Raw genomic sequence first — 25,790 nt, 5'->3', positions numbered from 1 at the left:
CCTTCCGGTCCGTTCGGGCCGCTGGAACGACCGTTCCGACCCGCGCGATCGGCCCCCGCGGACGCCGCACCACCGGCACCGTCCGTAACGCGGCCGTCATCCTGCGCTCCGACCGGACCGGCCCGCGCCTGCGGTTGTGTCCCCTACTCCCCTACCCCGCCCGCTAGTTGACCATGGAGCGGCGGCGCGGCGCGGACGGCCCCCGAGAGCCTCGCGAGGGCTTCGCCAGGAATGTCGGATATGGCCAGCCTCAAATCGGAGGACAGGAGTCAAGTTCCTTGACTCCGCCCGTCGGGCACGGCTAGGATGAGGTTCAAACATTCTCTGTAATATTATCGCAATATTGAGATACATATCGCTTCACTGGACATCTGCGGGGGTAATTTCAGTGTTGGCCACGGGAAGTTTGACTTCTGATTCTCTCGTCGCGGAAATACGCAGAGTCCTGTCCGAGCTGGTCGGGTGCGCCGTCGAGGACGTATCCGACGACGAGCAGTTCGTGCGGCAGGGCCTCGATTCGCTGAAGGCGACCCGGATGATCGCGACCCTCGCGGAGCTGCTGGACCGCCCGCTGTCGCCCGCCGTCGCCTGGGCGCACCCGACGATCACTTCGCTCGCGGCGCATCTGCTGGACGACGCGGCGCCCGCGACCCGCACCCGGGGAGCCGCTCGCACCACCCCGGTCCCGGCCGCGAGCGAGCCGATCGCGGTGGTCGGCATCGGCTGCCGCTTCCCGCAGGCCGACGGCGTGGACGCGTACTGGGAGCTGCTGCGCAGCGGCACCGACGCGGTGCGGGCCGCGGCGGAGCGCACGGGGCAGGACGTCCGGGACGGGCTCCCGCAGTCGGTGCTGAACCGGATGCCCACCGAGGCCGGCTACCTCGACCGGCCCGGCGACGAGTTCGACCCGCTGTTCTTCGGCATCTCCCCGCGCGAGGCGGCCGAGATGGACCCGCAGCAGCGGCTCTTCCTGGAGGTCGCCTGGGAGGCGCTGGAGAGCGCCGGGGTCTCCGCGAGCGAACTGGCCGGCAGCCGCACCGGCGTGTTCGCCGGCGCGATCTGGCACGACTACGCCGACCTGCGCCCCGGCCCGCTCACCTCGCACTCGGCCACCGGCCAGGCGCTCAACATGATCGCCAACCGGCTCTCGTACGTCCTGGGCCTGCGCGGCCCGAGCGTCACCGTCGACACCGCCTGCTCCTCCTCGCTGCTCGCGGTCCACCTCGCCTGCCAGAGCATCTGGTCCGGCGAGTCCACGATCGCCGTCGCGGGCGGGGTGAACCTGCTGCTCAGCGCCGACACCATGGTGGCGCTCACGCTGTTCGGCGGACTCGCCCAGGACGGGCGCTGCAAGGCCTTCGACGCGAGCGGCGACGGCTTCGGCCGCGGCGAGGGCTGCGGCGTCGTCGTCCTCAAGCCGCTGTCGCGCGCGCTCGCCGACGGCGACGACGTCTGGTGCACCATCCGCGGCTCGGCGACCAACAACGACGGCCTGAGCAACGGCCTCACCGCCCCCAACCCGGTCGCCCAGGAGGAGGTGCTGCGCGCCGCCTACGAGCGGGCCGGGGTCGCGCCGGGCGAGGTGCACTTCGTGGAGACCCACGGCACCGGCACCGCGCTGGGCGACCCGATCGAGGCCAGCGCGCTCGGCGCGGTCTTCGCCGAGGACCGCGCCTTCGCCGAGGACCGCTCCGCGCAGCTCGTGCTCGGCTCGGTGAAGACCAACATCGGGCACCTGGAGGGCGCGGCCGGCATCGCCGGGCTGATCAAGACCGCCCTGGTGCTGCGCCACCGCGCGGTGCCGCCGAACCTGCACTTCCGCGACCCGAACCCGCACATCGACTTCGACGGCCTCGGCCTGCGCGTGCCCACCGAACTGGAGGAGTGGCCGGCCGACCGGCGCGCCCTGGCCGGCGTCAGCTCGTTCGGGTGGGGCGGCACCAACGTCCACGTGGTGCTGGAGGGCCGCGACGAGCCGCAGCCGTGGGACTGGTCCGCGCTGGACGGCCCGGCCGCCGCCGCGTCCGACCGCAAGGTCGCGTTCGTCTGCTCCCCGCACGGCCACCAGTGGTTCGGCATGGCCCGCGCGATGCTGCGCACCGAACCGGTGTTCCGCGCCGCGCTCGAGCGCTGCGACGCCGAGCTGCAGCCGTACACCGGCTGGTCGCTGCTGCAGGAACTGCACGTCGACGAGGACCGGACCCGCTGGGACGACGTCTCGGTCACCCAGCCGGTGCTGTTCGCGATCCAGGTCGCGCTGGCCGAGTGGCTGGAGGCGGGCGGCGTCCGCCCGGACGCCGTGACCGGGCACAGCCTGGGCGAGATCGCCGCCGCCGTCATCGCGGGCATCCTCGACCTGCCGGACGCCGTCCGGCTGGTGCACCACTACAGCCGGCTGCAGGCCGTGATCTCCGGCCGCGGCGGCGGCATGGCCATCGTCGACCGGTCCGCCGCCGACCTGGCCCGCTTCACCGCGGACGGCCGGGTGGTGGTCGCCGCCCGCAACGGGCCGCGCTCCACCGTGCTGGCCGGCGAGGTGACCGCCCTCGAGGCGGCGCTCGCCGAGCTCAAGGCCGACGGCGTGCTCGGCGCGATGGTCAAGGTCGGCCTGCCCGCGCACAGCGCGGCCATCGACGAGATCCTTCCGGAGCTGGCGGCGTCCACCGAGGGCATCCGGCCCCGGCCGGGCCGCATCCCGATGTACTCCACCGTCACCGGCCGCCCGATCGACTGGCGGGAGGTCACCGGCGCGTACTTCTGCCGGAACCTGCGCGAGCAGGTCGTGCTCGCCGACGCCGTGGCCGCGCTGCTGGAGGACGGCCACAGCGTCCTGGTGGAGCTCAGCGCCACCCCGGTGCTGACCGCCGGACTGGAGCAGTGCGTCGCCGACTCCGGCCGCGAGGCCGTGGTGCTCGGGACCATGCTGCGCGCCGCCGACGACCGGCAGGGCGCCGCCGAGACGCTCGCCGCGCTGCACGCGCTCGGCCTGCCGGCCGCCCGGCCGGGCCACGGGGCGGACCGCGCCGAGCTGTTCACGGTCTCCGCCCGCTCCGCGGCCGCCCTGCGCGAGCTCGCCGACCGCACCGCCGACCGGGTCGCGGACGCCGCCGGCACCGGCCTGGCCGACCTCTGCCGGGCCGCCGCCCCGCGCGCCGAACACCCACACCGGCTGGCCGTGGTGGCCCGCTCCACCGCCGAGCTGGCCGAGCGGCTGCGCGCCGCCGAGCCGGCCCCCGTCGGCGTCGACAGCCGGGCCGGCGTGGCCTTCGTCTTCCCCGGCCAGGGCTCGCAGTGGATCGGCATGGGCACCGAACTGCTCGCCGCCGAGCCGGTGTTCCACGCCGCGATCCGGGAGATCGACGCCGCGGCCCGCGCCTACCTGGACTGGTCGATCCTCGCCGAGCTGCAGGCCGGCGAGGACACCTCCCGGATGGACCGGATCGACGTGATCCAGCCGGTCATCTTCGCCGTCCAGGTCGCGCTGGCCGCGCTCTGGCGGTCCTGGGGCGTCGTCCCGAGCGCCGTCGTCGGGCACAGCATGGGCGAGATCGCCGCCTCCCACGTGGCGGGCGCGCTCTCGCTGGACGACGCGCTGCGCGTCATCTGCCTGCGCAGCGGCCTGATGCGCCGCGCCAGCGGGCAGGGCGCGATGCTCGCCGTCGAGCTCACCATGGAGCAGGCCGAGGAGGTCACCGCGCCGTACGCCGACACGGTGTCGATCGCGGTGAGCAACAGCGCCCGCTCGACCGTGCTGTCCGGCGGCCTGCCGGCGCTGGAGGCGATCGAGGCGCAGCTGAAGGAGGCCGGCACCTTCTGCCGCCGGGTGAAGGTGGACGTCGCCTCGCACAGCCCGCAGATGGACCCGCTGCGCGAGGACCTGCTCGACGCGCTGGCGCCGGTCGCGCCGCGGGTCGCGGCCGTGCCGATCTGGTCCACCGTCACCGGCCGGGTCAGCGACGGTTCCGACATGACGGCCGAGTACTGGGTCGACAACCTGCGCAAGCCGGTGCTCTTCGGCCGGCAGGTCGACCGGTTGATCGAGTCCGGCACCCGGGTGTTCGCCGAGATGAGCCCGCACCCGATCCTGCTGCCCGCCGTGGAGCAGGTGGCGATGGACCGGAGCGTGCCGGTCGCGGTGGTGCCCTCGCTGCGGCGCAACGAGGGCGAGCGGGAGACCCTGCTCGGCTCGGTCGGCCGGCTGTACACCGCCGGCCTGCCGCTCGACCTCGGCCTGGTGCGCGGCGCCGCGCTGCACGGCGCCCGGCTGCCGTCCTACCCGTGGCAGCGGCAACGGCTCTGGTACGAGGCGGTCGCCGCCTCCGGCGCGGCCCGCTCGGCCGCCCGGGGCGGGCTGCTCGGCGAGCGGCTGGACTCGGCCGTCGAGCCGGGCACCCACTACTGGCAGACCACCTACGACCGGACCACGATCGGCGCGCACGACCACGTGATCGGCGGGGAGGCCGTGCTGCCCGGCGCCGCGGTGGTCGAACTGGCGCTCGCGGTGGCGGAGCAGGTGCGCCCCGGCCGCGAGCACGCCGTCACCGGGCTGCGTTTCGTGGAGCCGCTGCGGCTCGACGAGGACGGCGGCCGGCAGGTGCAGGCGGTGCTGGTCGAGCACGAGAGCGCCGACGACCTGCGGGTCTTCGCGCGGTTCGGCACCGAGCAGGTGTGCGTCGCCGCCGCCCTGCTGGAGCCGGTCGGCGCGGCGGAGCCCGCCCCGCTCGACCTGGCGGCGGCCGGCGGCCGGCTGCCCCGGACGATGGACGGCGCCGCGTTCTACGCCTCGCTCGCCGAGCGCGGGCTGGCCTACGGCCCCGCCTACCGGGCCGTCACCGAGGTGCGCTTCGGGGCGGACGAGGCGCTGGCCCGGCTCGCGGTGCCGGCCGAGTCGCCGGCCGCCGCGCAGTTCCGGGTGGCGCCCGCGTTGCTCGACGGCGCCATCCAGGCCGCCCTCGCGCCGGTCCTCGCGGCCGCCGACGGCGGGTTCGTCAGCACCGGCGTGGAGCGGGTCGTGGTGCACGCGCGGCCGACCGACGAGTGCTGGGCGCACGCCACCGTCCGGCCCGCGCCGGACGTCCCGGAGGGGCTGCTGGCCGACGTGTCGATCGTCGGCGCCGACGGCCGGGTGTTCGTCCGGGTGTCCGGCGTCGCGATCAGCCGGATGCGGCTGCGGGTCGCCGAGGCGGCCGCCGAGCAGGCCGACGCCGCCGACCTGCGCTCCGAACTGGACGCGCTGCTGGCCGTCGAGGACGAGGCGAAGCGCCGCGAGCTGCTGGCGGAGCTGGTCACCGACTGCGTCGCCGGGGTCACCCGGGTGCCGGCGGCCTCCGTCGCGCCCGACAGCCCGATGCGCTCGCTCGGCGTCGACTCCGTGATGTCGCTGGAGCTGCGCAACCGGCTGGAGCGCCGGTTCGGGCTGCGGCTCGCGGCGACGGTGATCTGGAACTACCCGACCGTCCAGGAGCTCTCCGCCTTCCTGTACGGGCAGTTGACGCCCGATCAGGCCGCCGAGGAGCCGGCCCGCCCGGCCGCCGCGCCGGCCCCGGTGGCCGAGGCCCGCGCCGACGAGGGCAGCCCCGAGGACGCGCTCCAGGCCGAGCTGGCCGAACTGGCGAAGATGCTGGAGGAGCTGTGAAGCTCGCCGCGGAGGAGCCCGACCTAACGGGCCGCCCGGGCGAACGCCGGCTCTCCGCCGAGCAGTTCGCCGCCGTCTACAACTCGACGGCGCAGGGCCGCAGCCGGGCGGTGCTGGTCACCGGCCCGGTCGCCAGCGGCAAGACCGAGCTGGTGCAGGACCTGCTGCGCCGGGCCCGGGACGCCGGGGCGCTGGTCCTGGAGGCGGTCGGCCTGCCCGTCACCCGCACCTACCAGCTGGGCGTGCTGCGGCAGTTGATGCAGGCCCTGCCCACCGAGCAGACCGGCCCGCTGCGGGCACTGCTGACCACGGTCCCGGGTCCCGCCGTGGACCCGCTGCCGCAGCCGGAGTTCGCCCGGGTCGCGGTGGCCTTCCGGGATGCCGTCCAGGCGGTGGCCGGGCGGACCCCGGTGGTGCTGTGCGTCGACGACATCCAGTACGCCGACACCGCCTCGCTGGAGGTGGTCACCGCGCTGCGCGGCTGGGGCCTGGCGCGGGTGCTGTCGGTGCTGGTCGAGCGGACCGGCTCCGGGGCGGGCGTCGCCGCCGTCCACCGGAGCCTGGCCCGCGAGCAGGACGTGCTGCGCCTGCCGCTCGGCATGCTCTGCGAGCGCGGCACCGCCGCCCTGATCGCCCGTCACCTCGGCGAGCCGGCCGGCGAGCGGCTGGCGCACCACTGGCACTCCGCCACCGGCGGCAACCCGGTGCTGCTCAACGCCCTGCTGGACGAGGCGGGTTGGACCGAGCCGGCGTGTCCGGAGCCGCCCACCGGGGTGGTGTTCGCGCGCAGCGTCATGCACTGCCTGTTCCGGGCCGAACCCGCGGTGCTCCGGGTGGCGCAGGTGCTGGCGGTGCTCGGCGGCCGCCCGACCGCCTGGCTGGTGGGCCGGCTGCTCGGCGTCTCGGTGGAGCACGCCGAGCACGGGATCGGCGCCCTCACCGCGATGGGCCTGGCCGCCGACGGCCGGCTGCGGCACCCCGCGATCGCCGCGGCGGTACGGGGCAGCATGCCGCCCGAGTCGCTCGGCGAACTGCGGCTGCGGGCCGCCCGGATGCGCTACAACGACGGCGCGCACGGCACCGAGGTCGCCGAGCTGATCGAGGCCGCGGGCGGCGCCCACGGCGAGTGGGCCGTGCACGTGCTGCGCGAGGCGGCCGCCACGTGCCTGGACGCCGACGACTGCGAGCAGGCCGTGCGCTACCTCCGGCTGGCGGAGCAGGCGTGCGAGAACCGGCAGCAGCGGACCGAGGTGACCGCGGCGCTGGCTCGCGCCACCTGGCGGCTCGACCCGCAGCGGGCCGTGCGGTACGTCCCGGAGCTCGTCGCAATGGCGCAGCAGGGTCGGCTGCGCCCGGCGGACTCGCTCACCCTGGTCGAGTACCTGCTGTGGTGGGGGCGGCCCGAGGAGGCCCTCGACGTGCTGGTGGGCGCCGCCGGCGAGCCCGACCCGGTCGACGACGACGGCCGGAGCCGGCCGCAGGCGGTCTGCCCGTGGCTGCGCCGCCTGTACCCGCTGCTACCGACCGTGGACCCGCGCCTCGGCGGCGCGGCGCCGCCGCCCGCGGACGGGCAGTCGCTGCTGCTGGCCCACGCGGAGAGCGTGCTGCAGCCGGGCCTGTGGGACGACGAGTCGGCGATCTGCGTGGTCGCCGCGGTGCTCACCACCGCCTTCGCGGGCCGGCTGGATGACGCCGAGCGTCTGCTGGCCCGGCTGGCCGGGCGGCCGACCAGCCGCTCCGGCCCGACCCTGCAAGCGGTCGTCGCGGCGGGCACCGGGCAGGTCGCACTGCGTCGGGGCCTGCCGGAGGCGGCCGAGCGGCACGCCCGGGAGGCCCTCGACGGGATCTCGTACGAGGGCTGGGGCGTCATGCTGGGCGGTCCGCTCTCCACGCTGGTCGCCGCGCTGACCGCGCAGGGCAAGCTGGCCGAGGCCCGGGCCTTCCTGGAGGTCCCGCTGCCGCAGCGGGCGCTGTGCAGCCTGGCGGGCCCGCACGTGTTACTGGCGCGGGCCCGCTACCACCTGGCGGCGGGTCAGGTGAAGGTCGCGCTGGCCGACTTCACCCGCTGCGGCGAGCTGCTCGGGCACTGGAAGTCGGTGGCCGGTCCCGCGCTGCCGTGGCGTGACGGCGCGGCGGACGCGCTGCTGCGGCTGGGGCGGTCCGCGGAGGCGGGCCGGCTGCTGGACGCCCGGCCCGCGGTGCCGGAGGGCGGTGTGCCGGCCCAGCGGACGGGCGCCGCGGCGGGGGCGGCGGTCTCGCCGCGTCCGCTGCCGGGCCGGCGGGCCCTGCCGGGCCACCGGAGCGTGCCGACCCGGCGGATGCCGGGGCAGGCCGCGAGCGAGCCGGAGCGCCTGCCGTCGGCCGCGGTGCCCATGCCCGTGCCCGTGCCGGTGGCGGCGGGCGACCCGGAGCGGCCGGGCGGGCGGGACGGGGTCCTCGAGTCGGCCGGGCGGCTCAGCCGGGCCGAGCTGCGGGTGGCCGCGCTGGCGCAGGCGGGGCAGAGCAACCGGGAGATCGCCCAGGAGCTGCACGTCACGGTGAGCACGGTGGAGCAGCACCTGACCCGGATCTACCGGAAGCTGGGGATCCCCGGGCGGGCGCGGCTGATCCGGATGGCCGCGGCGGCGGCGCGGTAGTGGCGACGCGGTGACGGCGGCGCGCCCGGGCGGGCGCGCCGCCGTCACCAGAGCGGTCGCAGTTACCAGAGCGGTCGCAGGGGCGGGATCTCGTCGCCGGCGAAGTACCTGATCAGCCGGGCGAGTTCACGGCGGAGTTCGGCCATGTCGGCGGCGCCGAGGTCGGCCGCGAGCTTGCCTTCGAGATCGGCCAGGACGTGGCCGGCCACCGCGAGGTGGAGCCGGGCGGAGTCCGTCATGACCACCAGCTTGCGGCGGCCGCCGTCGGGGTGCGGCAGGCGTTCCACGTAGCCGCGTTCCTCGAGGAAGTCGATGATCTGGCCGGTGGCCTGCTTGGTCACGCCCAGCTTGGTGGCGAGCTCGGTGTTGGTCGCCCCGTCCTGGCCGAGGATCTGGAACAGCATGCCGTGCACCGGCCGGAGTTCGGTGGAGGTGAGCGTGTTGACGCGGCCCACGAACTCGGCGTGCAAAAGCTGGAAGGCCATGCCGAGCAGAAAGGTCAGCTCGGCACCGGCCAGCGGATCCTCCGTCTGCATGTGTTCGTCCTCTTACGAAGTCCCCACGGATGCCATGGGGGGCATCCCGGTCCGAATCCTCGCACGTGACGACGCCTCAGACGTTCCGGTCGCCGGCGCCACACCGTCCGTGGGGACCGGCGGGCCTGCGGTGGTGCCACTTGCGGTCCGGCGGCCGCCGCCGTCTGCCGCGCCGCGGGGCACGGAGGGCGACGGCGTTCCGCCGGACCGAGGCAGTCTACGCGCCGTCGAGGGTGACGACCGATCCCGGGCAGAGCTGGGCCGCGGTGCGGGCGCCGACCAGGAGGTCCGGGCCGGGCTCGGGGTCGAGCACGACGATGAAGCCGTCGTCGTCCTGGTCGAACAGCTCGGGCGCGGTCATGACGCACTGGCCGGACCCGACGCAGCGGGTGCGGTCGACGCTGATCCGGACGCTCCCGGCCGGGGCGGTCACCAGGTCACCGGGAGGGCGCTGATGCCGTACAGGGCGGTCTTGTCGCGGAACGGCAGGTCGTCGACGTCGACGGCGAGCTTGAGGCCGGGGATGCGCTCGAAGACGGTCTTGTAGACGATCTCCAGCTCCAGGCGGGCCAGGTTCGCGCCGAGGCAGGCGTGCGCGCCGTGGCCGAAGGCCAGGTGCTGGCGGGCCTCGGGGCGCTCCAGGTCGAGGACCTCCGGGTCCGGGAAGACCTCGGGGTCGAAGTTGGCCGCGCCGAGCAGCGCGAACAGGCCGTCGCCCGCGGGCACCACGGTGCCGTCCAGGTCGACGTCCTCGGTCAGCGAGCGCGCGGTGATCATGTCCGCGATGGACAGGTAGCGCAGCAGCTCCTCGGTGGCCTTCGTCGCCAGCGACGGGTCGGCGACCAGCTTGGCCAGCTGCTCCGGGTTGTCGAACAGGGCCGCGAAGCCGAGCGCGATCATGCTGGTGGTGGTCTCGTGGCCGGCGATCAGCAGACCCAGCGCGGTGCTGATGACCCGCTCGCGGTCGTAGATGCCCTCGTCCTGGTAGCGCTTGACCAGGCGGCTGAGCAGGTCGTCGCCCGGCTCGGCCTCGCGGCCGGCGATCTTCGCGTCGAGGAACACCCGCAGGTCGTTGATGGCCATGCCGATGTCCATCGGCGTGCTCTCCTCCGCGAACACCCGGTTGCTGGCGTCGTAGAAGATGTCGCGCTCCTCGTAGGAGACGCCGAGCAGCTCGCAGATGACCAGGGTCGGCACCGGACGGGCCAGCAGGTCGACCAGGTCGACCGGGCCGTCCTGCTCCAGCATCCGGTCGATGCAGTCGTCGACGATCCGCTGGATGTCGGGGCGCATCGCCTGGACCCGGCGCACGGTGAACTCGTTGATGATCAGGCGGCGGTGGAGCGCGTGCTCCTCGCCGTCCTGGACGATCAGCGGGCGGGAGGAGGGCTGCAGGAACGCCGGCGGGATCGGGACCAGGCTGGGGTTGCCGGGCAGGGTGCGGTCGGAGCTGATCCGGGGGTCGGCGAGTGCCTTGCGGACCAGGTCGTACCGGGTGATGATCCACGGCGTCGAGCCGTCCACCCGGGTGACCTGGGAGACCGGCTCGGTCTCGCGCAGCCCCGCGTACTCGGTGGGGAGCTGGAACGGGCACTTGCGGACCATCGGGAACGCCGGGTGCTGACCGACGACTTCAGTCATGATCAAGATCCTCTGCTGGTCTGTCTTCGGGATCACGGGGCCGGGGGCCGGGAGTCCCCGGCCCCGTGCGCTCTGGGCCTTACGCGGCCCAGGGCAGCGGCAGGCGGGCGTCGTTGCCCGGCAGGGCAGCGGTGCCGCCGGGGACCATCGCGACCAGGGCCTGGGCCTGCTCGTCGACGGCGCGGAAGGTACGGGTCACGTCGGCCGGAACGAGGATCGCCTGGCCGGTCTTGACCAGGGAGGTCTCCTCGCCGACGACGAACTCGAAGGTGCCGGCGATCGGCATCCAGACCTGGTCGCGGTCGATCAGGTGCACCGGAGCGTCCGTGCCGGGCTCCATGACGACGCGCCAGGTGCTGACCTGCTCGCTGCCCTGGCTCGGTCCGGCGAGGCCGGCCGCGAGGCCGGCGGGGTTGCGGGTGGTGCGCTCTTCGGTTTCCGAGATGACGCGCATGGTTCCTCTTCCATTCAAGCGATGTGGCCAAGAGAACGCCCGGACGAGCGTTCGTGTCTACCCCAGAAAATCCGTCGGGGTGCGGACTCGCGATGGGTTGACGCTAGCAAGCAAAGCAGCTTTACTCGCTGGAGTAAAGCCCCTTTACTACCCCAGTGAAGACCACCCCTCAGGCCGACCCGAGGACAGACCATGAATAACGAGACGAGCCCGGGCCGCCGCCGGGCGATCCTGCTTGTACTGGCGCTCAGCGTCCTGGTGGTGGTCATGGACATGACCATCCTCAACGTGGCACTGAGCACCATCCAGCGCGACTTCGACGCCTCGACCGCCGACCTGCAGTGGTCGATGGACTCCTACCTGATCACCTTCGCGGCGTTCATCTTCACCGGCGGCGTGCTCGCCGACCGGTTCGGCCGCCGCTCGATCGTCATCGCCAGCCTCGCGGTCTTCGGCGGCGCCTCGCTGCTCGCCGCGATGGCCGGGTCGATCGGCGAACTGGTGGCCTGGCGTGCCCTGATGGGCATCGGAGCCGCCGCCGTCCCGACCGTGTCGCTGGCCATCCTGATGGTGGTCTTCCCGCCCGCCGAGCGCCCGAAGGCGATCGCCGCCTGGGCCGCCTCCGCCGGTGTCGGCACCATGATCGGCCCGATCGTCGGCGGCCTGCTGCTGCAGGAGTTCTACTGGGGCTCGGTGCTGCTGATCAACGTGCCGCTGGCCATCGCGGCCGTGGTCGCCGTCGCCCTCCTGGTGCCGGAGTCCCGCAACCCCAACCCGGGCAGCTTCGACCCGATCGGCGTGCTGGTCTCCATCGCGGCCGTCGGCACCCTGGTGTACGGCATCGTCCAGGGCGGCGAGGACTCCTGGCTGGCCTTCGGCACCCTCGGCCCGATCGCCGGCGGCCTGCTGCTGGTGGTCCTGCTGGTGCTCTTCGAGCGCCGGGTCTCGACCCCCGCGCTCGACCTCAGCCTGCTCAAGCTCGGCCGCTACTCCTCCGGCACCAGCGCCATCGCGCTGGCCTTCTTCGCCCTGCTGGGCGGCATCTTCGTGATGTCGATCTACCTGCAGGCGGTGCTCGGCCTCTCCCCCGCCAAGGCCGGCCTGATGATGGTGCCGATGGGCCTGGCGGCCTTCCTGATCTCCTTCCGACTGCCCAAGCTGGCCATGAAGTTCGGCCCGCGCAACGTGGTCGCCGCCGGCACGACGCTGATGGCCGTGGCGATGCTGGTCTTCGCCGCGCTCGACGCCGACGGCCCGCTCTGGCTGGTCGCCGTCGGCCAGGTCGCGCTGGGCCTCGGCTGGGGCTGCGTGATGGCGCCGGCCACCGGCGCGCTGATGTCGGTCGTCCCGCCGGTCAAGATGGGCGCGGGCCAGGCGGTGTCCAACACCGTCCGCCAGGTGGCCGGCGCGCTCGGCGTCGCCGTCATCGGCTCCGTGGTCAGCGCGGTCTACCGCTCCTCGCTCGGCGACAAGGCCTCCGCACTGCCCGCCAACCTGGCCGACAAGGCCCGCGAGTCGGTCGGCGGCGCCCTGGAGGCCCTGCGGGCCGGCGGGAACGCGCTCGGCGGCGCGGACGCCCAGAGGATCAAGGACGCGGCCTTCGACGCCCACGTCACCGGCATGCACGCCGCCCTGCTGGTCTGCGCCGGCTTCGCGGTGCTCGCCTGCGTCGTCGCCATGCGCGGCCTGCCGGCCAGCGTCCCGCCGCCGCCCGGCGCCCCCACCCCGCCGCCGGCCCCGAAGCCGGCCGAGGAGGCCACCGCCGCCTAGGCGGCGCCCACCCGATGACCCGGCTGCCCCGCGCAGCCATCCCAGCCCGGACCCCCGCCGGGCGAGCGGCGACCGCCGCGGCCCCTCCCCGGGCCGCGGCGGTCGCCGCTTTTCGCGCCTTCCGGAGCCGCCGCCGCGCGCCCGGGTATTCGATCACCGCGTCGCGTCCGGACTTCCGGAGCAGTTCCATCCGATTGTGTCGGTATTCCGTCGCCCGATACCTGGGAAATTCCTCGTAGGGGTCCCCTTAAAAAGCCCGATTAGGGGTGGCCCCCGTACTTCCGGACTGGGGTTGACCGGCCGCCGTGGCCGCGGGTTAGCCTTTCGAGGAATTCCTGATATCGCAGCCGTTCCGACTCCATTGATGTCCGGCTGCCGATCTCCCCAGTCCGTTCGGACCGACAGGTGGCCAGATGACGACCGAGGCGCTGACGACTGCCCTGACCGCGGTGCGGGACCTTCGTGCCAAGGTCGTGGCCCTGGAGCAGGCGAGACGCGAGCCGATCGCGATCACCGGGATCGGCTGCCGGCTGCCCGGCGAGGTGTCCGGCCCCGCGGACCTGTGGCGCCTGCTCGTCGACGGCGTGGACGCGATCACCGAGATCCCGGCGTCCCGTTGGGACAACTCCCGGTACTACCACGAGGATCGCGAGGTGCCCGGCCGGATGACCGCCCGGCACGGCGGCTTCCTTTCCGGCGCCGAGGAATTCGACCCCTACTTCTTCGGCATTTCGCCGCGCGAGGCCCAGGACATGGACCCGCAGCAGCGGCTGTTCCTGGAAGTTGCCTGGGAGGCCGTCGAGGACGCCGGCCTGACCCTGCCGGCGCTGCAGGGCACCGACGCCGGCGTGTTCGTCGCCGCGAACGCCTGCGACTTCCTGCAGATGCAGCTGCGCCGGCGCGAGCGGATCGGCACCTACACCTCGATCGGCGCCGCCAACTCGCTGATCCCCAACCGGCTCTCGTACCTGCTGGACCTGCACGGCCCCAGCCTGACGATCGACTCGGCCTGCTCCGCCTCGCTGGTCGCCGTCCACCTCGCGGCGCAGAGCCTGCGCGCCGGGGAGTGCCCGGTGGCCGTGGTCGGCGGCATGAACCTGATGCTGTCGCCCGCCACCACCATGGGCTTCTCGAAGATAGGCGCGCTGGCCGAGGACGGCCGCTGCAAGACCTTCGACTCCCGCGCCGACGGCTACGTGCGCGGCGAGGGCGTCATCGCGATCGTGCTGAAGCGGCTGTCGGACGCGGTCGCCGACGGCGACCGGATCTGGGCGGTGCTGGCCGGGTCCGCGGTCAACCAGGACGGTCTGACCAACGGCGTCACCGCGCCGAACGGGCTCTCGCAGCGCAACGTGATCCGCCGGGCGCTGGCCAACGCCCGGATCGAGCCGCACCAGGTGACCCTGGTCGAGGCGCACGGCACCGGCACCGCGCTCGGCGACCCGATCGAGGTCGAGGCGCTGAGCGAGGCGTACGGCCGGCCCGCCGGCGACGGCGACCCCGGCTGCGCGATCGGCTCGATCAAGACCAACATCGGCCACCTGGAGGCCGGTTCGGGCCTGGCCGGGCTGGTCAAGGCGGCGCTCAGCGTCCACCACCGGGCGATCACCCCGAACCTGCACTTCACCGAGCTGAACCCGTACATCGAGCTGGACGGCACCCGGCTGTTCATCCCCACCGCCACCGCGGAGTGGGACGTGCCGGACGACCGGCGCTACGCCGCCGTCAGCGCGTTCGGCGCCGGCGGCACCAACGCGCACGTGATCCTCGGCCCGGCCCCGGCGCCCGCCGAGGCCCCGGCGCCGCCCGCCCCCGGACCGGTGGCGCTCTCCGTCACCGCCCGCACCGCCGACGAGGTCGGCCGGATGGCCGCGGCCCACCGCGACCACCTGCTCTCCCCCGCCGGGCGCTCCGCCGCGCTGCGCGACATCGCCGCCACCGCGGCGCTGCGCCGCACCGCGCACCCGCACCGGCTGGCCGTGGTCGCCGACTCGCACGAGCAGGCCGCCGCCCGGCTGACCGCCTGGCTGGACGGCGAGCACCCGGCGGGCGTGGTCACCGGCCGGGTGGCGAGCCCCGCCGTCAAGCGCCGCACCGCGTTCCTGTTCGCCGGGCACGGCACCCAACGCCTGGGCATGGGGCGGCAGTTGATGGGCGAGTGCGAGGTGTTCCGGGCCGCCGTGCAGGCCTGCGACGAGGCGATCCGGCACTGGCAGGGCGAGTCGGTGATCGAGCGGATCCACCGCACCGACCTGGACGCCCTCCCCGACGACCTGACGCTCATTCAGCCCGCGCTGTTCGCGGTCGGGGTCGGCCTCGCCGCCCGCTGGCGCTCGCTCGGCATCGAGCCCGACGTCGTCGCGGGGCACAGCATGGGCGAGATCACCGCGGCCTGCGTCGCGGGCGCGCTCTCACTGGAGGACGCCGCCCAGATCATCACCCTGCGCTCGCGGCTGCTGACCCGCCTGCAGGGGTCCGGCTCGCTGATGGTGGTGGGCCTGCCGCTGGACGAGGCGGACGCGCTGCTGGACGGCGTCCGCGACGTGGTCTCGGTCGCGGTCAGCAACAGCCCGACCTCCACCGTCCTGTCCGGCGACACCGCGGTGCTCACCGCGCTCGGCGAGCAGCTGGCCGCGCGCCGGGTCTTCCACCGCCTGATGAAGAACTCGGTGCCCGGCCACGGCCCCAGCGTCGACCGGCTGCGCGAGGACCTGCTCGACGGCCTGGCCGACCTGACCCCGCGCTCGGCGAGCGTCCCGATCCTGTCCACCACCACCGGCGCGTACATCGACGGCTCCTGCCTGGACGCCGAGTACTGGTACGAGAACCTGCGCCGGCCGGTGCTGTTCTGGCCCACCGTCCGCTCGCTGGTGGAGCAGGGCCACGACACCTTCGTCGAGGTCAGCCCGCACCCGCTGCTGCTGTCCGCGGTCGAGCAGGCCTTCGAGGAGGCCGGGCGCGAGGGCCTCGGCCTGGCGTCGATGCGCCGTGAGGAGCCCGAGTCGGAGGCGATGCTCACCGGGCTCGCCGCGCTGCACGCGCACGGCCACCCGGTCCCGCCGGAGCTGCTGGCGGGACCGGTCGGAACGCCCGTCCCGCTGCCCTCCTACACCTGGCGGCACGAGCGCTTCCCGCTGCCGCCGGTCATGGACCTGGACGACGACGACCCGGCCGCGCCGGTCCCGGCCGCCGCCCCCGCGGCCGCCGAACGGCCCGCGGACCCGGAGCCCGCCGCGGCGCCGACCGCCGACCCGGCGGCGCTGCCCGCCGACGCGGGCGAGCTCGCCGAGCTGGTGCGCACCACCGTCGCCGAGGCGGTCGCCCGCGAACTCGGTTTCGACCTCGCGCAGCTCGACCCGACCGCCGGGTTCTTCCAGCTCGGCATGGACTCGATCATGGCGGTGCGGATCAAGCGCCGGCTGGAGGACGTCCTGCACTGCCGGCTGGCGACCCCGGCGATGTTCGAGCACCCGACCGTCGACGCGCTCACCGCCCACCTGCTCGACCTGGTCGGCCGGCCCGCGAACGACGCGGACGACCGGCCGGCCCTCGGCCCGGACCCGGCCGCCCCCCGCACCACCCCCGAACCCGCCTCCCCGGCGCAGCCGGACGCGTCCCTGGACGAGGCCTCGGAGAGCGAACTGCTGGCGATCCTGGCCGGCGAGCTCGGCTCCGCCTCCCAGAGCACGGACATCGGCAAGTGACCCGTACCGAACCGACCAACCCGAGGAGTGCCCCCGTGACCGACACCGTCGGCAAGGACGTGCTCGTCCAGAGCGTCCGGGAGATCCGCCGACTGCGCGGCGAACTGGAGGCGGCCCAGCAGGCCAGGACCGAGCCGATCGCCGTCGTCGGCCTCGGCTGCCGGATGCCCGGCGGCGCCGACCCGGAGGAGTTCTGGCAGTTCCTGCGCCGCGGCGGCGACGGCGTCATCGACTTCCCCGCCGAGCGCGGCTCGATGGACCACCTCTACGACCCGACCGGCACCCGCCCGGACGCCAGCTACACCCGCCGGGCCGCCTTCCTGCGCGACGTCGACCAGTACGACGCCGCCTTCTTCGGGGTGTCCCCGCGCGAGGCCGCCGCCCTCGACCCGCAGCAGCGGCTGCTGCACGAGGTGACCTGGGAGGCGCTGGAGAACGCGGGCATCGCCCCCGACGGGCTGGCCGGCTCGGCCACCGGCGTCTACCTCGGCATCGCCAACCACGACTACATCCACACCCAGCTCCAGCAGGTCGCCCCGGCCGACCTGGAGGCCTACTGGGCGACCAGCAACGCCTCCACCTTCGGCGCCGGCCGACTGTCCTACCTGCTCGGCCTGACCGGGCCCAGCATGTCGGTCGACACCTCCTGCTCGTCCTCGCTGGTGGCCGTGCACCTCGCCGCGCAGAGCCTGCGCTCGGGCGAGTGCCGCACCGCGCTGGCGGGCGGCGTGAACGTGCTGCTGGTGCCCGAGATCTTCGTGGTCCTGAGCAAGACCCGTGCGCTGTCCCCCGACTCCGCCTGCCGGACCTTCGACAAGGGCGCCAACGGCTACGTGCGCGGCGAGGGCTGCGCGGTGCTGGTGCTCAAGCGGCTGTCCGACGCGCAGGCCGACGGCGACCGGATCCTCGGCCTGATCCGCGGCACCGCCGTCAACCAGGACGGCAAGAGCAGCGGCGTCACCGTCCCCAACCCGCGGGCGCAGCAGGACGTGCTGCGCGGCGCCCTGCGCGCGGGCGGCGTCGAGCCGCACCAGGTGGGCTACGTCGAGGCGCACGGCACCGGCACCCCGCTCGGCGACCCGATCGAGATGCGGGCGCTGGCCGAGGTGTTCGGCGAGCGCGGCGAGGCGGGCCCGCTGCGGGTCGGCTCGGTGAAGACCAACATCGGCCACCTGGAGCCGGCGGCCGGCGTGGCCGGACTGGTCAAGGTGCTGATGGCGCTGCGGCACGGGGAGATCCCGCCGCACCGCAACCTGACCGAGCTCAACCCGGAGATCGGCATCGACGACCTCCCCATCGAGATCCCCACCGAGCTGACCGCCTGGCCGCGCAACGGCCACCCGCGGATCGCCGGCGTCAGCTCGTTCGGCGCCAGCGGCACCAACGCCCACGTGCTGGTCGAGGAGGCGCCGGAGCCGGCCGCCCCCGCCGAGCCGGCCGCCGGCGCGCCGCGCCCGGGCACCCACGTGCTGACCCTGTCGGCCCGCACGCCGAAGGCGCTGGCCGAGCTGGCCGCCCGGTACACCGACCGGCTGGCCGCGGAGGACGGCGACCTCGCCGACGTCTGCTTCACCACCAACACCGGCCGCGCCCACCTGCCGCACCGCCTCGCGGTGGCCGGCTCGTCGCACGCGCAGCTGCGGGCCCGCCTCGCCGACGCCACCGCCGGGCACGCCCGCACCGGCGTCCGCCCCACCGCGGCGTTCCTGTTCACCGGCCAGGGCTCGCAGTACGCGGACATGGCCGAGGGCCTGTACGCCTCGCAGCCGCTGTTCCGCGAGCTGATCGACGAGGCCTCCGAGGTCCTCGCCCCGCTGCTGGACAAGCCGCTGCGCGAGATCATCGCCGACGGCGCGCTACTCGCCGACACCCGCCGCACCCAGCCCGCGCTGGTCGCCGTGGAGTACGCGGTGGCGCGGCTGTGGATGTCCTGGGGCGTGCGGCCGGCGGCGCTGGTCGGCCACAGCGTCGGCGAGATCGCCGCGGCCTGCGTGGCCGAGGTGATGTCCTTCGCCGACGGCCTGCGGCTCGCCGCGGTGCGCGGCGCGCTGATGAGCGAGGGCACCGAGCCGGGCTCGATGGGCGCCGTCTTCGCCTCCGCCGAGCGGGTCGCCGAGGTGCTGCGCCCGTTCGCGGACCGGGTGTCGATCTCGGCCGTCAACGGCCCCGACAGCGTGGTGGTCTCCGGCGGCACCGACGCCGTCGCCGAGGTGCTGCGGGCCGCCGAGGACGCGGGCCTGAAGACCAAGGCGCTGGAGGCCGGCTGGGCGTTCCACTCGCCGCTGATGGACCCGGTGCTGGACCGCTTCGAAGCCGAGGCCGCGAAGATCGCCTACCGGGCGCCGCGGATCCCGGTGGTCTCCGGCATGGACGGGCGGCCGGTGGCCGAGTTCACCGCGCGCTACTGGCGCGACCAGCTGCGCCGGCCGGTGCGGTTCGACGCGGCCATGGCCGAGCTGCTCGGCCGCGGCTGCCGGGCCCTGGTGGAGGTCGGCCCGGCGCCGACCCTGCTCGGCCTGGTCCGCCGGCTGCCCGCCGAGGAGCGGGCGGCCGACCTGGTGCTCGCCCCGTCGCTGCGCGCCCGGCAGGACGACGCGGACGTGCTGCTCGGCAGCCTGGCCGAGCTGTACACGGCGGGCTTCGACCTCGACTGGGCGGCGCTGCACGCGGGCTTCGAGCGGCGGCGGGTGGCGCTGCCCACCTACCCGTTCCAGCGCGAGCGGCACTGGTTCGAGCCGACCGCCGTGGGCGCGGCGGCCCGCGCCGCGGCCGCGCCCGGGGCGGGCGCCGCCGACCCCGGCCGGGCCGAGCCGCTGCTGGGCCGCCGGCTGCCGTCCCCGCTGGAGACCGCGCAGTTCACCACCCGGCTCAGCCCGCAGCACCACCCCTGTCTGGGCGACTGCGTGATCGACGGGCTGCCGGTGGTCAACATCGGCGTGTACCTGGAGTCCGCGTTCGAGGCGGCCCGGCAGCTGGAGCTCGGCCCGGCGACCGGGACCCTGGTCGCCGAGGCCAACCTGGTCCTGCAGGGCCTGATCCTCGACCCGGAGACGCCCACCGACGTCCAGCTGCACGTCGACCCGGACGGCGGCTACCAGTACTTCGCGCAGCACCCCGAGCACGGCTGGCTGCTGCACGCCCAGGGCGCGGTCCGCTCCGAGGCCGACCCGGCCCCCGCGGCCGACGGCGTCGCGCACCGCGAGGACGTCCGCGCCGCGCTCGGCTCGGAGCTGAGCGGCCAGGAGTTCTACACCCGGCTGTGGCGGCGCAAGCTGTACCTCGGCCCGGAGGCCAAGTGGATCGACCACGTGTGGCACGGCGGCAGCGAGGCGATCGCGCTGATGCGCGAGCCGGCGCCCGGTGAGGCGGACGGCTACCTGCTGCACCCCGGCTTCACCGACGCGATGTTCCAGCTGCTGTTCATCTGCCTGCCGCCGGACGCGCCCAAGGACGCGACCTACATGCTGGTCGGCATCGACCGGTTCGAGCTGCACGGCTCGCTGGGCGACGGGCCGCTGTACTGCCACGCGGTGCTGTCGCCGGAGTCCAACCCGGAGTCGACGCTGATCGCCGAGGTCCGGGTGGAGGACGCCCGCGGCCGCACGGTGGCCCGTGCCACCGGCGTGTACGCCAAGCGGGCCGGGCGCGCGGCGGTGCTGCGCGAGGGCTCCGCGGACGGCGCCGCGCACCACGCGCACCACCAGCCGGTCCGGCAGCGCCCGGCCGCCCGCCCCGCCGCGCAGGGCGCCACCGACGGGTTCGCGGCGCTGGCCGCGGCGCCCGCGGCCGACCGCCTGGGCGTGCTGCGCGAGCTGCTGCTCGGCACGGTGGCCCGGGTGCTGCGCGCCGACGCGGCCACCCTGGACCCGGCGGAGTCGCTGCAGAGCCTGGGCCTGGACTCGCTGATGGCACTGGAGGCCCGCGACGCGCTGTCCGTGCAGTTCGGCCTCCAGTTGCCGCTGGTCGCCTTCCTGGAGGGCGGCAGCGTCGACCGGCTCGCCGAGCACATCCTGCCGCTGCTCGACCTCGGCCGGGACGCGGACTCCGCGGCACTCGTGCCGGCCGGCGGCGCGCCCCGGCAGCTGGTCCACGACGAGGCGAACCGCTACCAGCCGTTCGGCCTGACGGACCTTCAGCAGGCGTACCTGGTGGGCCGCTCGGGCGCGTACGCGCTCGGCAACATCTCGACCTACTTCTTCCTGGAGGTCGACCTCGACAACGTCGACCCGGAGCGGCTGGCCGACGCCTGGAACCACGTGGTCTCCCGGCACGACATGCTGCGCGCGGTGGTCGACCCGGACGGCACCCAGCGGGTGCTGCCGGACGTGCCGCGCTACCGGATCGACGTCGCCGACCTGCGCGCGCTCGACGAGGCGGACCGGGCCGGGCACCTGGCCGCCGTCCACGACGAGATGAAGAACCAGGTGCTGGACGCCTCGGTCTGGCCGGTCTTCGACATCCGGGCCAGCCGGCTGGACGACACCACCACCCGCCTGCACGTGGGCGCCGACGCGCTCACCATGGACGCCTGGTCCACCTCGGTGGTCTTCGCCGAGTGGGCCGCCGCCTACGAGGGCGCGTACGACCGGCTGCCGGACGTGCCGATCACCTTCCGGGACTACGTGCTGGCGCTGCGCGCGCTGGAGGACACCCCCGAGCACGCGGCGTCGCTGGAGTACTGGCGGGACCGGATCAAGACGCTGCCGGCCGGCCCCGAGCTGCCGCTGGGCACCGACCCGGCGCTGATCGAGCGGCCCGAGTTCACGCACCGCTCGATCACCCTGGACGCCGCGCAGTGGGCGCGGTTCAAGGAGCGCGCCGCCGCGATCGGCGTCACCCCGTCGGCGGCCGTCTGCACCGCGTACGCGCAGGTGCTCGGCGCCTGGAGCAAGTCGGCCTCGTTCACGCTGAACGTGCTGTTCTTCAACCGGCTGCCGCTGCACCCGGACGTCGGCAAGGTGGTCGGCAACTTCACCGCGACCACGCTGCTGGAGGTCCGCGGCACCGCCGCCGAGAGCTTCGACGTGCGGGCCTCGCGGCTGCAGCACCAGCTCTGGACCGACCTGGAGCACAGCCGGGTCAGCGGCGTCGAGGTGCTGCGCGAGCTGAGCCGCACCCGGACCGGCTCCGGCCCGGTGACCATGCCGGTGGTCTTCGCCAGCACGGTGAACTTCGGCGCCGCCGAGAACCCGGGCGCGGCGAGCGGCCTGGCCAAGCCGCTGATCCAGATGGCCGACAACGGCCGCGAGCAGTGGAGCTCGGTGCGCACCCCGCAGGTCTGGCTGGACCACCAGGTCCTCGACGAGGCCGGCGGCGTGGTGCTGAACTGGGACTCCGTCGACGCGGTCTTCCCGCCCGGCATGGTGGACGAGATGTTCCGGGCCTACGCCGGCCTCCTCGCCGACCTCTGCGCGGACGACCAGGTCTGGCACCGGCCGGGCGCGCTGCTCACCCCCGCCGCCGAACTGGACGTCCGGCAGGCGGCCAACGCCACCGCCGGCCCGCTGCCCGCCGGGCTGCTGCACGAGGGCTTCACGGCCCGGGCCGCCGAGCGGCCCGACCGGGTCGCGGTGATCGCCGCCGACCGGACCCTCGGCTACGGCGAACTCGACGAGCTCTCCAACCGGCTCGCCAACCTGCTGCGCGCCGAGGGCCTCGCTCCCGGCGCCCTGGTGGGCGTCGTGATGCACAAGGGCTGGGAGCAGGTCGCGGCCGTCCTCGGCATCCTGAAGGCGGGCGGCGTCTACGTCCCGATCGACGCCGCGGTCCCGGCCGAGCGGCTCGCCGTGCTGCTGGACAGCGCCGGCATCGGCCACGTGCTGACCCAGGACCGGGTGCTCGGCGACACCGCGTGGCCCGAGGGCGTGCGCGTGCTGGCGGTGGACGGCCCGCAGGCCGCGGCGGCCGATCCGGCGGCGCCCGCGCCGGCCGGCACCGCGCCGGACGACCTGGCCTACGTGATCTTCACCTCGGGCTCGACCGGCCTGCCCAAGGGCGTCATGATCGAGCACGGTCCGGCGCTCAACACCGTCCAGGACGTCAACGAGCGGTACGGCGTCACCGAGGCGGACCGGGTGCTGGCGCTGTCCGCGCTCAACTTCGACCTCTCGGTCTACGACGTGTTCGGCCTGCTGAGCGTCGGCGGCGCGGTGGTCATCCCGCCGCCGGAGGCGCACCGCGAGCCGGCCCGCTGGCTGGAGCTGGTCGAGCAGCACCGGGTCACGCTGTGGAACAGCGTCCCGATGCTGATGGAGATGTTCACCGAGCACGCGCTCGCCACCGGCGCCGGCGACCTGCCGGTGCGGGTGGTCATGATGAGCGGCGACTGGGTGCCGGTCACGCTGCCCGACCGGATCCGGCGGATCGCGCCGGACGCCGAGGTGTGGAGCCTCGGCGGCGCCACCGAGGCGTCGATCTGGTCGATCTGGTACCCGATCGGCGAGGTCGACCCGGCGTGGCCGAGCGTCCCGTACGGCAAGCCGATGCGCAACCAGCGCTTCCACGTGCTGAACGAGTCGATGCAGCCCTGCCCGGTCTGGGTGCCCGGCCAGCTGTACATCGCCGGGGCCGGCCTGGCCCGCGGCTACCTCGGCGACGAGGCCCGCACCCGGGCCGCGTTCCTGCGCCACCCCGTCACCGGCGAGCGGCTCTACCGCACCGGCGACCTCGGCCGGTACCTGCCCTCGGGCGACATCGAGTTCCTCGGCCGCGAGGACCACCAGGTCAAGGTGCAGGGCTACCGCATCGAGCTGGGCGAGATCGAGGCCGCGATGCTGCGGATCCCCGGCGTGCGCAGCGCCGCCGCGCACGTCGTCGGCGGCCGCCACGAGGCCAAGTCGCTGGTCGGCTACGCCGTCCTGGACGGCGGCCACCTGGCCACCGAGCAGGACCTGCTGGACGCCCTGCACGGCATGCTGCCGGGCTACCTGGTCCCGCCGCGGGTGCTGCTCCTGGACGCCCTGCCGCTCAGCGCCAACGGCAAGCTGGACCGCTCCGCGCTGCCCGTGCCGGACCGCGCCGGCGGCGACGGCGCCGCGCAGGTCGCGCCGCGCGACGAGCTCGAACGGCGGCTCGCCGACATCTGGGCCGGGTTCTTCGGCGAGCTGCTCGACGAGCGGCCGCTGGGCATCCACGACAACTTCTTCGAACTCGGCGGCAACTCGCTGCTCGCCGTCCGCGTGATGGCCCGGATCGCCGCCGACCTCGGCTCGACCGTGCCGGTCTCCGCGCTGTTCGGCCACCCCACCGTGGAGCGGCTCGCCGCCCTGCTGCGGGAGAGCGGGACCCACACCGGCCGCTCGGCGCTGGTGCCGGTGCGCACCGCGGGCGACGCGACGCCGCTGTTCTTCGTGCACCCGGTCGGCGGCGACGTGCTCTGCTACGCCGACCTGGTCCGGCTGCTGCCGGAGGGTCAGCCGTTCTACGCCCTGCAGGTGCCCGACGGCCCGGAGCTGGAGACCGTCGCCGAACTCGCCGCGCACTACGCCGCGGCGCTCACCGAGGCCGTGCCGAGCGGCCCGTACCGGCTCGGCGGCTGGTCGATGGGCGGCGTCATCGCCCTGGAGATGGCGGCGCTGCTGGAGGAGGCCGGCCACCGGGTCGAACTGGTCGCCGCGGTCGACCTGCTGGAGCCGCCCGGCCCGGCCGAGACCGCCGAGGTCTCCGACGCCGACCTGCTGAGCTGGCTGGCCGGCGACCTCGCGGGCCTGACCGAGCGCGAGTGGAAGCTGCCCGCCGAGGACCTGCACGACGGCACCGGCCGCCCGCTGCCGGAGGTCTTCCACGAACTCGCCTGCGCCGCCGACGTGCTGCCCGCGGACCTCGACGCCGCCACGCTGGGCCAGATCGTCACCCGGTTCATGCGCAACGCCCGCGCCCTGCTGCGGCACCGCCCCCGCCCGTACGGCGGCAGGGTGCGGCTGTTCCGGGCCGCGGACGGCGGCGCGAGCGCCGAGACCACCGAGCGCTGGCTGGCGCTGCTGTCCGGCGACGCCGAGGCCGTCGACGTGCCCGGCGGGCACTACTCGGTGATGCGCGCACCGCAGCTCGAGGTCCTGGCCGAGCGGCTGGGCGCGGAGCTCGGCCCGCTCTCCTGACGCACCGCCACCCCTGACCGAACCACCACACAACCCCGGCCCGCACCACGGGCCGGACTACGGACGGAGTCGACTGTGAGCCTCAAGTTCGGTGCGTTCATGGCACCTTTCCACGAGCTCGGCGAGGACCCGACGGCCGCGCTGCGCTTCGACCTCGATCTGATCGAGCACCTGGACGAGCTCGGTTTCGACGAGGCCTGGATCGGCGAGCACCACTCGGGCGGCTGGTCGCTGATCGCCTCTCCCGAGCTGTTCCTGGCGGCGGCCTCGCAGCGCACCCGGCGGATCAAGCTGGGCACCGGCGTGGTCAGCCTGCCGTACCACAACCCGCTGTCGGTGGCCGAGCGCATGGTGCTGCTCGACCACCTCAGCCAGGGCCGCGCGATGTTCGGCATGGGCGCCGGCATCTCCCCGGCCGACGCGCACATGATGGGCATCGCGCCGAGCGACCAGCGCCGGATGATGGCCGAGTCGGCGGAGGCCGTGGTGGCCCTGCTGCGCGGCAACGAGCGGGTCAGCATGAAGACCGACTGGTTCGAGCTGCGCGACGCGCGGGTCCAGCTGCGGCCGTACACCCAGCCGTGCTTCGACATGGTGGTCGCCAGCGCGGGCTCCGAGCGCGGCATGCGGCTGGCCGGCCAGTACGGCCTGGGCACGCTGTCCTTCGCCGGCCGCCCGGGCATGCCCGACGCGCCGCTCGACCAGATGTGGGCCGCGGCGGAGGACGAGGCGGCCCGCAACGGCCAGACCGTCGACCGCGCGAACTGGCGGATCGCGATCTGCGTGCACGTCGCGGACACCCGCGAGGAGGCGCTCGACCAGGTCCGCCCGGGCATGCGCAAGTGGTTCCGCGAGTACGTCGTCAACACCTTCGGCGCCCCGGCGAACCTCACCGAGGGCCGCGAGGTCGACGAGGCCGTCGAGTGCGGGGCCGTCATCGTCGGCTCGGTCGAGGACGCCATCGAGGGCATCCAGCGGCTGATCGACCAGAGCGGCGGCTTCGGCACCCTGCTGGTCAACACCCACGACTGGGCCACCCGCGGCCAGGTCAAGCGGAGCTTCGAGCTGATCCGCCGTCACGTCGTCCCGCACTTCACCGGCTCGGTGGACGGCCTGCGCGAGTCCCAGAAGTGGGTCTCCGAGCGCCGCGGCGACCTGTCGGCCCAGGCCCGTGAGGCGGCCCTCGCGGCGAAGTCCGCGCCGGACGCCAAGTAGCACCCATCCGCGGGGCGTGCCCGGCACGCCCCGACCCGGGGGGGGGGCCCCCCCCCCCCCCCCCCCCCCCACCCCCGGGGGGGGCTTAGGCGGGGGGCGCGGG

General features: G+C 74.7%; 10 protein-coding genes. 6 read left to right on the top strand and 4 right to left on the bottom strand.

All coding sequences use genetic code 11. From position 1 onward, the window contains the following. The first annotated feature begins 406 nt into the window (after positions 1-406). Positions 407-5,635 carry an acyltransferase domain-containing protein gene (locus AB0K51_RS30695; RefSeq protein WP_363460812.1) on the top strand — a complete coding sequence of 1,743 codons (5,229 nt, stop codon included), beginning with the start codon at positions 407-409 and terminating at the stop codon, positions 5,633-5,635. Beyond that, positions 5,632-8,271, top strand: coding sequence for an AAA family ATPase (locus AB0K51_RS30690; protein ID WP_363460810.1), 2,640 nt, complete (start codon positions 5,632-5,634; stop codon positions 8,269-8,271). The genes AB0K51_RS30695 and AB0K51_RS30690 overlap by 4 nt, the downstream gene beginning before the upstream one ends. A gap of 62 nt (positions 8,272-8,333) precedes the next feature. Here the strand turns inward: AB0K51_RS30690 and AB0K51_RS30685 are convergent, their stop codons facing one another. From AB0K51_RS30685 to AB0K51_RS30670, 4 genes are all read right to left on the bottom strand, one after another. Further along, complete coding sequence (locus tag AB0K51_RS30685) at positions 8,334-8,807, bottom strand: MarR family transcriptional regulator (protein WP_363460808.1); 474 nt, start codon at positions 8,805-8,807, stop codon at positions 8,334-8,336. A 217-nt stretch (positions 8,808-9,024) separates the two neighbouring features. Next, positions 9,025-9,240 carry a ferredoxin gene (locus AB0K51_RS30680; RefSeq protein WP_363460806.1) on the bottom strand — a complete coding sequence of 72 codons (216 nt, stop codon included), beginning with the start codon at positions 9,238-9,240 and terminating at the stop codon, positions 9,025-9,027. Further along, positions 9,237-10,448, bottom strand: coding sequence for a cytochrome P450 (locus tag AB0K51_RS30675; RefSeq protein WP_363460804.1), 1,212 nt, complete (start codon positions 10,446-10,448; stop codon positions 9,237-9,239). Before AB0K51_RS30675 ends, AB0K51_RS30680 begins: the two co-directional genes overlap by 4 nt. Before the next feature lie 79 nt (positions 10,449-10,527). Continuing rightward, on the bottom strand, positions 10,528-10,902 hold the full coding sequence (locus tag AB0K51_RS30670; protein ID WP_363460802.1) for a cupin domain-containing protein: 375 nt from the start codon (positions 10,900-10,902) through the stop codon (positions 10,528-10,530). A 192-nt stretch (positions 10,903-11,094) separates the two neighbouring features. Between AB0K51_RS30670 and AB0K51_RS30665 the strand changes: the two genes are divergently transcribed. The 4 genes from AB0K51_RS30665 (at position 11,095) to AB0K51_RS30650 (ending at position 25,687) form a co-directional block, all read left to right on the top strand. Next, positions 11,095-12,672 carry a DHA2 family efflux MFS transporter permease subunit gene (locus AB0K51_RS30665; protein ID WP_363460800.1) on the top strand — a complete coding sequence of 526 codons (1,578 nt, stop codon included), beginning with the start codon at positions 11,095-11,097 and terminating at the stop codon, positions 12,670-12,672. Between the two features lie 413 nt (positions 12,673-13,085). Next, on the top strand, positions 13,086-16,376 hold the full coding sequence (locus AB0K51_RS30660) for a beta-ketoacyl synthase N-terminal-like domain-containing protein (protein WP_363460798.1): 3,291 nt from the start codon (positions 13,086-13,088) through the stop codon (positions 16,374-16,376). Positions 16,377-16,411: 35 nt separating this feature from the next. After that, on the top strand, positions 16,412-24,472 hold the full coding sequence (locus AB0K51_RS30655) for an amino acid adenylation domain-containing protein (RefSeq protein WP_363460796.1): 8,061 nt from the start codon (positions 16,412-16,414) through the stop codon (positions 24,470-24,472). A gap of 75 nt (positions 24,473-24,547) precedes the next feature. After that, positions 24,548-25,687, top strand: coding sequence for an LLM class flavin-dependent oxidoreductase (locus AB0K51_RS30650; protein ID WP_363460794.1), 1,140 nt, complete (start codon positions 24,548-24,550; stop codon positions 25,685-25,687). The last annotated feature ends 103 nt before the right edge of the window (positions 25,688-25,790 follow it).

This window comes from Kitasatospora sp. NPDC049285, from assembly GCF_040678815.1.
In the GTDB taxonomy this organism is placed as follows: Bacteria; Actinomycetota; Actinomycetes; order Streptomycetales; family Streptomycetaceae; genus Kitasatospora.
The sequence above is the reverse complement of the archived record's forward strand: the minus strand, read 5'-3'. Positions and strand labels throughout refer to the sequence as shown.